This is a genomic window from Chryseobacterium sp. BGA-UO-ETr-SB22 (genome assembly GCF_059567885.1).
Map to the genome: position 1 here is coordinate 3,526,250 of NZ_JCAQOV010000005.1, position 13,697 is coordinate 3,539,946.

The 13,697-nt window shown below is 34.6% G+C and carries 10 protein-coding genes and 1 tRNA gene; 2 read left to right on the forward strand and 9 right to left on the reverse strand.

Annotated elements, in window-relative coordinates; translation table 11 throughout:
- Positions 1 to 42: 42 nt before the first annotated feature.
- Both AC57AW_RS23410 and AC57AW_RS23415 read left to right on the forward strand, forming a co-directional pair.
- The gene (locus AC57AW_RS23410; RefSeq protein WP_496353780.1) at positions 43 to 1,704 is read left to right on the forward strand and encodes an ABC transporter ATP-binding protein; all 1,662 of its coding nucleotides are present in this window, start codon (positions 43 to 45) and stop codon (positions 1,702 to 1,704) included.
- 99 nt (positions 1,705 to 1,803) lie between these two features.
- Positions 1,804 to 2,139 carry a DUF3276 family protein gene (locus AC57AW_RS23415; protein ID WP_034701927.1) on the forward strand — a complete coding sequence of 112 codons (336 nt, stop codon included), beginning with the start codon at positions 1,804 to 1,806 and terminating at the stop codon, positions 2,137 to 2,139.
- A 159-nt stretch (positions 2,140 to 2,298) separates the two neighbouring features.
- On the opposite strand, the gene AC57AW_RS23420 is transcribed toward AC57AW_RS23415, so the two are convergent.
- From AC57AW_RS23420 to AC57AW_RS23460, 9 genes are all read right to left on the reverse strand, one after another.
- Positions 2,299 to 4,638: an FG-GAP repeat domain-containing protein gene (locus AC57AW_RS23420; protein WP_496353781.1), complete on the reverse strand. Its 2,340-nt coding sequence runs from the start codon at positions 4,636 to 4,638 to the stop codon at positions 2,299 to 2,301.
- A gap of 42 nt (positions 4,639 to 4,680) precedes the next feature.
- A complete protein-coding gene (locus tag AC57AW_RS23425; RefSeq protein WP_496353782.1) occupies positions 4,681 to 6,999 on the reverse strand; it encodes a hypothetical protein in 2,319 nt (772 codons plus the stop codon).
- 229 nt (positions 7,000 to 7,228) lie between these two features.
- Positions 7,229 to 8,899, reverse strand: a complete 1,671-nt coding sequence (locus tag AC57AW_RS23430) for a right-handed parallel beta-helix repeat-containing protein (RefSeq protein WP_496353783.1) — start codon at positions 8,897 to 8,899, stop codon at positions 7,229 to 7,231.
- A gap of 149 nt (positions 8,900 to 9,048) precedes the next feature.
- Positions 9,049 to 9,124 (reverse strand) — tRNA-His (locus AC57AW_RS23435).
- A gap of 35 nt (positions 9,125 to 9,159) precedes the next feature.
- A complete protein-coding gene (gene bshB1 / locus AC57AW_RS23440) occupies positions 9,160 to 9,879 on the reverse strand; it encodes a bacillithiol biosynthesis deacetylase BshB1 (RefSeq protein WP_496353784.1) in 720 nt (239 codons plus the stop codon).
- A gap of 81 nt (positions 9,880 to 9,960) precedes the next feature.
- On the reverse strand, positions 9,961 to 11,613 hold the full coding sequence (locus AC57AW_RS23445; RefSeq protein WP_318846350.1) for a tetratricopeptide repeat protein: 1,653 nt from the start codon (positions 11,611 to 11,613) through the stop codon (positions 9,961 to 9,963).
- 91 nt (positions 11,614 to 11,704) lie between these two features.
- Positions 11,705 to 12,577 carry a PstS family phosphate ABC transporter substrate-binding protein gene (locus AC57AW_RS23450; RefSeq protein WP_318846349.1) on the reverse strand — a complete coding sequence of 291 codons (873 nt, stop codon included), beginning with the start codon at positions 12,575 to 12,577 and terminating at the stop codon, positions 11,705 to 11,707.
- Entirely contained in the window at positions 12,567 to 12,761 is a 195-nt protein-coding gene (locus tag AC57AW_RS23455; RefSeq protein WP_047388477.1) for a DUF308 domain-containing protein, read from the reverse strand. The genes AC57AW_RS23450 and AC57AW_RS23455 overlap by 11 nt, the downstream gene beginning before the upstream one ends.
- A gap of 78 nt (positions 12,762 to 12,839) precedes the next feature.
- A complete protein-coding gene (locus AC57AW_RS23460) occupies positions 12,840 to 13,679 on the reverse strand; it encodes an energy transducer TonB (protein ID WP_318846348.1) in 840 nt (279 codons plus the stop codon).
- Positions 13,680 to 13,697: the final 18 nt, after the last annotated feature.

The following is a 13,697-nucleotide window of genomic DNA, read 5'->3' on the forward strand; positions in this document are numbered from 1 at the left end:
AATTCGTAGTGTGACGACATTTTTGTAATTTTGTCAAACTATATGAAAGCGCTAAAAACCTTAAACCCTTATTTTTGGAAACACAAAATACTTTTGTTTTGGGGGGTACTATTTATCATTGCCAGTAATTTCTTTAATATATATAAGGTTCAGTTTGTAGGAAAGTCTGTGGATGAGCTTACAAAAAATGGCAACCTTGGCTTCAACAATCAGGTTTTGATCTATGTTGGAATTATTGTTGGATGTTCCCTGCTGACCGGAGTTTTCACCTTCATGATGAGGCAGACCATTATTGTGGCTTCCAGAAGGATAGAATATGAGCTTAAAAATAAAATCTACAGACATTATCAGGATTTATCTTTAACAGATTATAAGCAGACCACCATTGGAGATTTAATGAACAGATTAAGTGAAGATGTTGTGGCGGTAAGAATGTATCTTGGTCCCGGTGTCATGTATGTAGCCAACCTGATTGTGCTTGTGCTGATCACCGCAATTTATATGATAAAGACGGATGCTTATATGACATTATGGACTTTACTGCCCCTTCCGATTTTATCTTATGCTATATATAAGGTAAGTTCAATCATTAATAAGAAGTCGAAGATCATGCAGAAAAGCCAGTCTGCGATTTCTACTTTTGTTCAGGACAGCTTCTCTGGAATCCGTGTTGTAAAGTTCTTTGCCAGAGAGAAATACATTGAAAAAAATTATGGAATCAAGGTAACTGATTATCAGAACAAAGCATTGGATCTGGCAAAAACAGAAGCTTATTTCTTTACTATTATTCTCTTTGTAATCGGTCTATTGAACGTGGCTGTTATCTGGATTGGAGGGGTTAAATATATTGCAGGAGAATTAAGTATTGGTAAAATTGCAGATTTCTTCATGTATATCAACACACTGATCTTCCCGTTCTCTATGGTAGGATGGGTAACTTCCGTGAACCAGAGAGCTGAAGCATCTATGCAAAGAATTAATGAATTCATGGATAAGAAATCCGAAATCGTTAATACTAGTTTTGAGAACTACCCTATCAAAGGGGATATAGAATTCAGGAATGTCTCTTATGTATATCCTAATACAGGAATTAAAGCGCTGGATAATTTAAGCTTTAAAGTTAAAGCCGGGGAATCTTTGGCCATTATGGGTAAAACCGGAAGTGGAAAATCAACGATAGCTCTGCTCTTATGCAGGTTGATAGATCCCAGCGAAGGTGAGATTTTGATTGACGGTAAAAATCTGAAAGATCATAATCTGAGCAACTACAGAAACTTCATTGGATATATTCCTCAGGAGAGTTATTTATTCTCCGATTCTATTGAAAATAATATTGGTTTTGCCATTGATTATCCTTCTCATGAGAAAGTGGTAGAATATGCAAATATTGCAGATGTTCACAAAAATATTGAAGAGTTTAAAGAGCAATATAAAACACTTGTAGGTGAACGCGGAGTCATGCTTTCGGGAGGGCAAAAGCAAAGAATATGCATTGCAAGAGCCTTAATTAAAGACCCGAATATCATCATTTTTGATGATTCACTGTCTGCTTTAGACACCGAAACGGAGCAGAATATTCTGGAAAATATCGATAAAAAAATAAGTAACGCTACTTCCATAATCATCACACACAGAGAGTCTAGCGCTCAAAAAGCCGATCAAATTATCAACCTTACGGAAATTGCCAATTCTGTAACCGCTTAGCCATTTCGTTCTCAATTGTTAAATAAATCATAAAAAAAATTTTGTGATTAAAAGAATTCTTTTATATTTGTTCTTAACAAGATTAAAAAATATCTAACAATGAGTGAATACAAGGAACGCCATGAAAATGAGATTTTCACGAAGGTGTTAAAAGCAGGGAGAAGAACTTATTTCTTTGATGTGCGCGAGACGAAAGCAGGAGATTATTATCTTACAATCACTGAGAGTAAGAAAAATTTCGGAGAGAATGGGGAAGCTACATTCGAGAAGCATAAAATTTACCTTTACAAGGAAGATTTTAAGAGTTTTCAGGAGATGTTTAATGAGTCCACAGATTTCATCATTAATGAAAAGGGTGAGGATGTAATTTCAGAAAAGCATGATAAAGACTTCAAAAGCAAATCATTCACTATTGATTCTGACGACGAAGTTTAAAAAAGAATATCTAAAAACACAAGCATCTGAAAAAGATGCTTTTTTTGTGCCTTATAATCAAAACTCAACAAACACTTATTGTTACATAAAAAAACGGGCTAAAGCCCGTTTAATATTATGATGAATATCTATATTTAAAATTTGCTGTGAGTGATTTTCTTATTTTACTGATACTATTTCTTTTGACTCCTGCTTATTGAAGGTTTCTGATTTCAGGAAACTGAATAACACTTCTGGCAGCTCATTTTTACAAGGATCAGCATTTCTGTTATTCATGTTAATTACCTTGTTTGTAACATTCGCAGCAGAAAACATTACAATACCTCCGTCTTTTCTAAGAGTAACCAATTCTTCATTCTTAGTGCTTGGATCAAAATTCCCAAAACACATTATATTATTTTCGGTTTGCGGAACCGGAAACTTTTCAGAGGTAATGCCTGATAAGGTAGTCCCATTTAATTTAAATAATTTATAATCTCCGTCAAAGTTTCTGTGAGCGATAATTTCAGCAGCACCATCAGCATCTATATCTCCAACAGCCAGACCTTTCCAGTCTGAAGCTGAGCCCCAATTTGTAAATTGGGTAATTTTTGTGAGAACACCACTATCGTTTACACGATAAACATGAATACCATTATATATAGAATTACTATCATCTGCATCAACAAGAAGCACGATCTCATCCTTACCATCTTTATCAAGATCACCTGATGCTACTGCTTTGATTTTAGAACTTGTAGGCAGATTAAGCGTATTTACATACACTGATTGCATATCTGTGCCAACAAATTTATTCACTCTAACCTCTTTATTAAAATTTCTTACGGTAATAACATCATCTTTTCCACCGCTGATAAAATTTCCGGCAACAACACCCACCCATTCTGATTGAGCCCCCCATCCTGTATACTTCGTATGCTCAACAATGTTTCCGTTTTCTATTTTCAAAACATAAATACCATTTTCATTTGCATCTGCATGATCATTCAAAGCTATGATTTCGCTCTTATTATCTCCGAAAAAATCACCTGCTGCCAATCCTTTCCAGTTATTAGAACCACCGTATACTTTATTGCTGGTGACCGTTTGAAAACCTCTATCGTGCGGTTCCAAAGTCTCTATCAAACCATCAAAATTTCTTATGACAACAAATTCTTCTTTGCTATCCCCATTAAAATCACCACTCGCAACTCCTCTCCAATCAGAATCTTCTCCATATTCATGATCTGTATTTACAGGTACAACTAAGTTTTCAAAATTTGATAAAAGAGCCCATGTGATAGAAGAATCAAATACCGTTATATTACTGTAATAATTTTTGGCAGCCTGCAAATCTGAAACTATTTGATATAGCGTTTTATCATCGTATTGAGATAAATACAGCCATAAATAAGCTGTATAAGTACCATATCTAATAGCCACAGTAGGATCAGAGGTATTAGTATTATGCTTGATATTCCAATTCTCACCACTATAATTAACCCCGTTTTTTATATGTAAAGGAGAGATGTAAATATCTTTTGTCAACGTTTTAGTATAGGCATTTATATCTGCAGTGGTATAAATAAGGTTTCCATTGATTGAAATACCATACTTATTACATTCATAAGGAAAAGCAGCCGTTAAATCAGCATGAGAAATATCTTCACGCAGGTCATCATGTTTCCAATATGTCCAGACATTAGATCCTAAACCGGAATTAAGTTGTGTATTTGATTTTATAAAATTTGCTATTTGATTAATCTGAATAAGATAATTATTCTCATGTGTTGCCCTATACATCTGCACTAGCACTCTTCCAACAGAACTTTGCATATTAAATGGTAGAATTACTCCTGCATAATTTACCGGTGGATTATCATTTCGCTCTTTATAATAACCTATAATATTATTAGGATTAGAATTAGGCTCAGTGTGCCATTGATCATTATGATAGATAAGTGTTTCTTTTATCTTCTGTATAAGATCATCCGCAATAGCATTAAATGTTTTATCAAAATAACGACCTGGTGAAGTATATTTTATATTTTTAATACTATCATCATCTTTAACTATTGCTGCAAACTTAGCCATAGGATATAATATATTAGCACTATGCACCAGATGAGGATAGGTTGCTCCCGAATCCATTTTTGGTATATTATAGTGATTATTCGACCAAACAGGACCTATACTATCTCTATAATCAGAAATATTGCTTAAATTTAAACTTGGTGTCTGCTCCCTAAGATCATCTCTCCTATCAATCACATTCCCTATACATCTTATTAAGGTTTTGGCATATTTAGGTTCTTTTGTCTTTTCATACATCAAAACCAATGCTTCCATATGAGCGGGTACCGCCCAGGCAAACTCAAGTTGATCCGGGCTTGTTGAATTGCCATCCCATTGGTCAAGACCTCTGGTATCAAAAAGACGTTTATAATAAGATTGGGAACCTGATTGAGAATAAGATTTTATTGCAAAAAGCGCAATAAGAATTGTAAAGAGTTTTTTCATATTTTATTTTTGTGATTATTTCAAACGTATTTCGGAACAACTTCAGTTATTAAAATGAGCCGGATTCAGGAAGCTGAACAACAGTTCTGGCAGCTCATTCTTACATGGATCTGATTGTTTATTAGCGTTAGGAGGAGTATTGACAACTTTTGCCGCAGAAAACATTACAATGCCTCCATCTTTTCTAAGGGTAACCAGTTCATCATTTTGCGAGCTTGAATCAAAGTTTCCAAAACACATTACATTATCTTTGGTTTGCAATACAGGAAAGCTTTCAATACCAATGTTATCTAAAAATTTAACGCCATTTGATTCCTTCAGTTTAAAAACTTTATAATCTCCATCAAAGTTTCTATGAGCGATAATTTCATCAGCTCCATCACCATCCAGATTTCCAACAGCCAATCCTTTCCAATCTGAAGCTGCACCAAAGCCAATAGACTTATCAATCAGTGTCATTACCCCATTATCATCAATATCATAAGCATACACACCATTTTGCATATAATCTTCAGCATCAATCAACAATACAATTTCATCTTTTGGATCATCATCAAGATTACCAGCGGCCACCGCTTTAATTTTGGAATTTACAGGGAGATTGAGCTGATTAAAATAGACCAATTCAGGATCAGTACTATTAAATTTATATAGTCTTACTTCTTTGTTATAATTCCGGACAGCAATAAATTCGTCTTTGCCTCCACTGATAAAATTTCCAGTGGCTAATCCTACCCAATCTGACTCTGCCCCAAAACCTGTAAATTTTGAATGCTCAACGATTTGGTTATTTTCAATTTTAAAAATATAAAAGCCATTTTTATTAAAATCTGTATGATCACTCAATGCAATAATTTCGCTTTTATTATTTCCAAAAAAATCACCTGCAGTCAGCCCTTTCCAATTATAAGAGCCACCATAGGCTATACTATTTGTCACAGGTTGGAAACTCTTACCATAAGGTTCCAAAGTACCTATAAAACCGTCATAATTCCTGATTTTTACAAACTCATCCTCATCATCCTCATCAAAATTACCCTTTGCTACCCCTCTCCAATCAGAATCTTCGCCCCATAAATGATAGGTATTCACAGGGACAATAAAATTTTCATAATATGCTAAAAGTGCCAATGTCAAAGACGAACCTTCTACATTGATATGATCATAATAATTTTTTGCAGCTTGTAAATCTGCAATTGTCTGATATATTTTTTTATCATATTCCGAGGACAGATATAACCACATGTAGGAAACATATGCATCATAATTGGTATTATTATCTGGAGGAAGCTCATTTATAGTATGATATTTAATATTCCATTTCAACCCGTTATAATTCACTGCATCATGTATAGATAGAGGCCCCTGATAAATATCTTTTGTAAAACTTTTAACATATCTCTCCATATCTAAAGATGTATAAAGAGGATCGTTGGCATTGTTCTTTATATTATATTTAAAGCATTCATATGGAAAACTTACAGTCAAGCCTGCATGGGATATATCATCACGTAAAACAGTATGGTTCCAATAAGGCCAGATATTTGAGCCATGATTCGGATCAAGCTGAGTATTTAACTTTATAAAATTAGATAGTTGACGTATTTTAGTAAGATAGATGGTATCCTCTGTTGCTCTATACATTTGTACAAAGACTCTTCCAACTGCACTTTGCATATTAAAAGGTAAAATTTCACCCTTATACTTTAATGGAGGGTTGCTATTAACATTAATAGAATCTCTTTCTTTATAATACCCTATATTATCATTAGAATTAGGATATGGCTCCTCATGCCATTGATCTTTATGATACTTAAGCGTTTCTTTTACCTTTTGTTTAAGATCATCAGCAATATTTTTAAAAGTCATACCATTATAACGTCCACCTGATTGATACAATATATTTTGAATAGTAGTATCATTTTTAACCATAGCTGCGAACTTAGCCATGGGGTAGGTTATATTAGCACTGTGAGCTAAATGGCCATAAGGTTTTCCATTATTTGCAATCAAATTATAACGATTTGTTGACCATACAGGACCAATACTATCTCTATAATCAGAAATATTGCTTAAATTTAAACTTGGTGTCTGTTCTCTAAGATCATCTCTCCTATCAATCACATTCCCTATGCATCTTATTAAGTTTTTAGCATATTTTACATCGTGTGTTTTTTCATACATTAGTACTAATGCTTCCATATGTGCTGGCACTCCCCAAGAAAACTCACCCTGATCAGGGCTATCTGAATTCCCTAATGATATGTCATAATGCTTCTCATCAAACAGATTTTTATAATAAGATTGAGCGTAGGATTTTATTACAAATAGCAGGGTAAGGATTGTAAAGAACTTTTTCATGTTAATAGTTTTGATTTGAGTCAATTTAAAGAGAATTTCATCTCATGATTTTGGCAAAACAAATATAAAAGTTTCAATCACCAAACCATGAATTTATTTTCAAGAATTTAAAGAGACCCATTGTGTCTGTTGAAGAAAAAATCATAAGTACTGGGAGAAAAACTTTTGAAAAAAAATAAAGCCTTTCAAGATTTGAAAGGCTAAAAATAGGCTAAGATTTACAAGTAAATTATTTCTTAATAAATTTCTCCGTAATTATTTTCTTTTCCGTCACTACATTTAAAATATAGATTCCTGATGGAAATGCCGAAATATCTACCTTTGATTCTTTTGTGGTTTTTATGAGTTGTCCAGACGTACTAAATACTTCTGTCTTTAGTATTTTATCATTGGTTTCTATATTCAGAACATCTTTAGCCGGATTAGGATAAATTCTAAACTGATTAATTTTTAACTCAGAAACCCCTAGACTTCCCATCAATTCATAAGCTCCACTATCAGGATTGCCCATTCGAACCATTCCTGCAATATCATCTGTTGGTGCATCTGTCAGCTGACCATAATTGATTGCAACACTATTGGATAACAAGGACAATCCATCATCCGAAGTTCTTAAAATGCCATCTGCTCCAAAGATGTTGGTTTCATCTTTAAAATTAGGATTAGTCTGGAATATATTATTAGGATAGCCATACAAAGAATTTTGGTTTGCTGAGGTATAAAAACCTTGTGGTAATTGAAATAGGTTATTGTAGAAATAATTCTCAGCAGGCCAGTCATTATGATTTTTGTAATCTGCGCCAGGCTGATTATCCGTCACATTAATATTGCCCCAAAATATATTATTTTTCACGAAATTATTTCCTAAATAGGTAAAAAATCCACCACCCCTCGTTCCTGTGTTTTTGTAAATAGTATTATTAATGACTTTATTTTGTCCATAATAAAGGAAAATTCCTCCACCCATATAGTTTGAAGTATTTTCATAAAGTACATTGTTCACAATTAGATTTGAACCTTTCTCCGTGTAAATTCCACCTCCTCCGTAATAATAAGTATCAATCTGGCTGATTCCTCCTTTATTTTTACCTATCACATTTTTACTAATTATATTATTCACACCCAATACCGCATATATACCACCACCATCGCCAGTAGCAGTGTTATCATGAATATAGTTATTGGTAATGGTATTTGTTCCCTTAAATACACTCACTCCTCCACCATCATAATGTGCTTTATTATTATAAATCTCATTATCAGAAATGATGTTATTGCTGGTTGAAGTATAGATCCCGCCGCCAGAAAAACCAGAATTCATATAAATCTTGTTATTGGAAATAGTATTATTCCCATTAATAAAATATATTGCCGGGCCTGCTAGTCTTGAAGCAACATTTCCATTTACATTATTATTGACAGTACCCATTGCAAAACCATTGGCAATAGAAAATCCATCTAACTTTACACCAATTGCACTGGTACTGCTTCCGGAAAACAGCACAACATGATAACAATTGTCATTTACAGTTCCTAAAACTCCCAAGTCGCCGCTTAAGAGCGTTATATTACTGTTTAAGTTTCGATCTGATAAAGATGTTTCTGTTCCATTGAAACTGCCGTAGACTGAAATACCATCTTTTAAATAAAACGTTTTATCCTGGCTATCTGAAGGAGAAGTATTTCCAAAAGGATCTCTGGTAGGAAAATAAGTTCCGGTGGCTACCCAGATTTCATCTCCAATCTGACTGCTATTGATTACAGCCTGCAAGTCATTACCTGCTGTAGCCCATGAAGTGTAAGGCGAGCTGCCGGTACTGGAATTTATATTTACGTACCGTACCGTTGATGAAATTAAAATAGAATTAAGTATAAAAAGTAAAAAGTAGATATTTTTCATTCCCGATAATGTTGATAATTACCGTGCAAATATACTTTTTAAAGACATTATAAAAAAATTAACACACTAAAAAGTGGCATACTGCTCTGATTTGTGTTTTTAATATAAAATAAAAAAAGCACATTTTCTTATGAAAATGTGCTGATTTAGGGTGAATGAGGGGTCTCGAACCCCCGACCTTCGGAACCACAATCCGACGCTCTAACCAACTGAGCTACAATCACCGTTTTGTGAGTGCAAATATAGAGCATTTTCCTCAACTACCAAACAATTCCATCAAAATTTTTCAAAGAAATTAACTTCTCAGACGTAAAGCCCTCAGCGTAAGCAACTCCCGATAACCGCCCTAAATCCTGAGCACGGTAAGTTAAGCTCTCATAAAAGTCTTTTGTTGTAATCGGAGTCTCTGGTTCTTTAGAAGCTGGATCATAAAATTGAGTTTTATAAGCCATACAAGATGCAATTTTCGTATCCAGAAATTCTGAAATATCAATAACAAACTCCGGTTTGATATCTTTCCATTGAATATAATGAAAAACATGCTTAGGTCTCCACACTTCCTGGCTCTCTCCTCCTTCTATAGTTTCTATTTTTCTCAATCCAGACAAAAAGCACGCATCCGATACTAATTTCGCTCCTTTTGCATGGTCCGGATGTCTATCATCAATTGCATTGGCCAACACGATTTCCGGACGGTATTTGCGAATCATTTTTACGATCCTCATTTGGTACTCTTCAGAGTTTACCAGAAAGCCATCTTTCATTCCAAGGTTCTCTCTTGCTGACAGACCCAAAATTTTAGCAGCATCCGCTGCTTCTGCCTTCCTTGTTTCATCTGTACCTCGTGTACCGAGTTCACCTCTTGTAAGGTCTACCACTACACATTTTTTACCCTCTGAAACCATTTTAGCAATAGTTCCGCCACATCCCAGTTCTACATCATCAGGATGTGCTCCAAAAGCAAGTATATCAGTTTTCATATAATCAAAGATAAGTTTAAAATAAAAACTTCCCAAACATTACGAATGGGAAGTTTTAATATCTATAATTTACATTTTAAATTATTTATTGATCTCTGCATTTAATTTTACAGCATCCTGGTAAGTAGGATCTAACTGTAAAGATTTAGCTACATAATCTTTAGCTTTTGCAAGATCAGTATCTTTATTCATATAAGCTACAGCAAAGTACGCATAAGCAAGAGTCTGCTTGTTAGCTTCCTGGTCTGCAGGTTTTACTGTACTGATGAATTTTTCGTAAGCCATTTTTGCAGCATCATTGTTTCCTGCCTGTTGGTAAGAATATCCCTGGCTGTAATAAGCAGGAGCCCAATCAGGAAGTAGAGCTGACATTTTCTGCCATGTAAGGATTGCTCCGTTCCAGTTTTTGATATCCTGATAAGCTGTTGCTAATTTGAATAATGCATCAGAATCCTGATTATTAGCAGCAATCTGCTTTTTCAACGCTTCGATTGTTGGGTTAGTAGGTCCTTTGTCAACTTCAGACTGAGAAACACCTCCACCACCAGCGATGTTAGCTAATTCAAGATCCCACTTCATTGTTTCATCTTTTGCCGCTTTTGCAAGAGCAACTTTCTGCTGAGATTCCGCCATTAAAGCTGATTTTTTAGCAGCATCTTTCTCATCTTTTGCTAAACCTGCAGCAATAAGTCCTTGTAAACCTTGGTCAGCAGGTTGTACTCTTGTTTTCTCAGCTTGAGAAACGAAAGTATCCATATTTTGCTTAGCATCCGCATAGTTTTTATCTCCGTATGCATTATAAGCTCTTAGTTTGAACTTAATAGGATCATCAATTTTATCAAAAATCTTATCTAATACCATTTTAGAGTTTGCATAATCTTCATTTGTGAAGTATAGTTTTGCAATTTCTAATTGAGTATATGGATCTTCATCAGCATATTTTGTATAGTTGATAAGGTCTTGTGTAGCCTTTGCATTCTGCTGATATCTGATATCATAACCAGCCAATGCTTTATATGCAGGAGCATAAGTAGCATCTACACCGATAGCCTTATCAATATTTTGTTTAGCTTGTTGCCATTGTTGTGCAGCCATCCATAAAGTTGCCATTCTTGTATAAACGGAAGCTTTATTTTTAGCAGTAGGTAATGCTTTATCATAAGCAGACATAGCCTCTCCCGGCATTCTTTTTAGTCTGTAAGCATCTCCTAATGTATAATAATAATGTGCAGGAACACCTTTTTTCTCAGCTTTCTCAATCGCTTTAGTTAAAAACTGGATAGCAAGATCAGGTGAACTGTTCTTTTCGAATAAAGTTAAAGCTTCTGCAGCTCTGAAAAGAACTTCAGCATCTTTTTCTCTTGAATCAGTAACCACTTTCTGAATTTCAGCAACAGCACTTTTATCACCTTTACTTAATTTAACAGCAGCTAAACCGATTTTGTTAAGATAGCTTTTTGCATCAGCAGCTAATCCTTTGTTGAAGCTTTCAGTTGCTTTAGCATAATCGGGCTCTCCCTGTCTTAAGAAAGTATTTCCCAAATAGAAGTAGTTTTCAGCTGTAGGTTCTTTAGCAATCATATCAGTGAAATTCGTTTTTGCCTGAGCAAATTTATCACTGTCTATACTGTTGATACCATCCTGCAATGTTTGTGCAGAGGCAAAACCAGCAAAAAATACCACGGCTGCTCCAAAAGCAATCTTCTTTACATTCATATTCATTATATCTTTCATTTTATATTTTCTAATAATTGAGTTATATTCTACACAATTTTCAGACCAAATCAATATTTTTAATAAGACTAAATTGTGAATTTAATATTTTTTAACGCATCTGAACTTCTCTCTTATACATATTATAAGGTTGCAGACCTTCTTTCTGTACAATTTTTTGACCTAAATGAGTACATGAAAATCTTATAAACCCATTTGCTATATTAAAATTTCCTTCATTTATCAGGAAATAAAGTACTCTTGTAAACGGATATTCCATTGTACGAAGCCCCTCAAAATCTGCATTATAAAGTTTCCCTTTGTCTACAACCGGAAGAACTTTAACCATTTCTCTGAGTTTCTCTGAAGCTTTATCATAGGGACGGCTAAAAGTATTAAGCCCTACAACCCCTATTTTACCCGGATACTTTCCTAATTCCTCAATGATCTTCTGATTTCCGGGAATGATGGAAAATTGAAGATCTTTTGGCTGTTTTTTAAATTTTTCAGCGACAAAATTCAGATTACTTGAATTGGTTCCGTCAAAGATAAATTCCTTTTTATCAGACATTAGTCCACTATTGATTTCCTCCATTGAAATACTTTCTTTCGGGGAATCTTTAGGAACTACAAAAACTACTGCGTCTGCAGCAAATTTAGAAGGTAGAAACTTTAAATCTGTTCTTTCCTCGTATGTTTTTATTTCTTCTGGAGTAAGGTTTCTGGACATCACTACCGCCTTAGCATTCCCTTTCAGAAGATCAAGAAGTCCTAAATCTTCTTTCTTGGTTTCTACTTTGATGTGAGCTTCAGGATAATTGATCATATAGCCATCAGCTAATGCTTCTGTAACACTTTGAAAGGACTCGTCAGTAAAAATTGTAAGATCACCTTTATGATAGGAAGGAGCATTTTTCTCCTTTTTGCAGCCTGCAAGCATTATGCTTAAAACAAAAATTACTGCAAGCTTAAAACTATTCTTCATTTCTCGATTTTTTAATTCTTGAGATCGCCCTGTAAATTCTGAAAATACCATAAATAATCAATACTACTCCTAACGCGTAGGCAATAGCAGGTTCTAAAATAGTAAAGAAGAATTTATAGACAATCACTACAATTCCTAAAACGATATAAAACAATCCCGTAACCAGGGATAACCAATTGAACATCATGTAACAAAAATACCAAAAAAAATAAAAAGAGAAGCATATGCTTCTCTTTTTATTTATATTTCGAATAAATAAGTCTTATTCAAAGTTCATAGTAAATGGTACACTATAGTAAGATCTAACGCTCTCCCCGTTTCTCTTCGCAGGAGTCCATTTTTTAAGTTTCTTAACTACACGTACAGCTTCACTGTTAAAGTCGCCATTTGGAGATTTCTCTTCAATAGTAACTGCAGAAACAGTTCCGTCTTTTTCTACAACGAACTTCAGCTTAGCTTTAAGCGTTCCTTCACCTCCTTCCATTAAAGAAGTATCGAAATTATCTCCCAAGAACTTTCTTAATGCTCCCATACCTCCAGGATATTCTGCAGACTGGTCAACATCTTTATAGATCTCGTTAGGGTTATTCGTTTTTACTTCTACAGTAGTAGCTTTAGTACCTGTAGATGGTGGTGGTGGCGGCGGCGTATAAGCTGGAGCCTTTACCCCCTCCTGATTATTCAAACCAGTTGTAGTTTCCAACTGCTTAGAAATCGGTGGTGGTGGAGTTTCAATTTTCGGAGCTTTTACAGGCTCAGGAACTACGTTCTGAATCACCTCAATTTTCTCTTCTTCTTTTGGAGGAGGAGGTGGTGGTGGTTCTTCGTCCTTAGGCTGCTCGATAATCGGATCTTCTTCTATAATATCTACAAGATCTGCCTTTACTTCTTGCTTAGGCGGAGCTGTAAGATTTTTAATTGTAAGATAGATGAACGGAGACAAAGCTGCCAAAAGGAATAATGCTGTTCCGATGATAAAAGACTTTGTTAAAAGTCTTGGATACTGATGTCTAATATCATAGGCACCATATTCCTTGTTTCTATTTTCAAATACGATCTCGTCTAAAGTAAGATTCTGACCGTATACATTTTCATCTGCCATAGATTAGATATACAATTT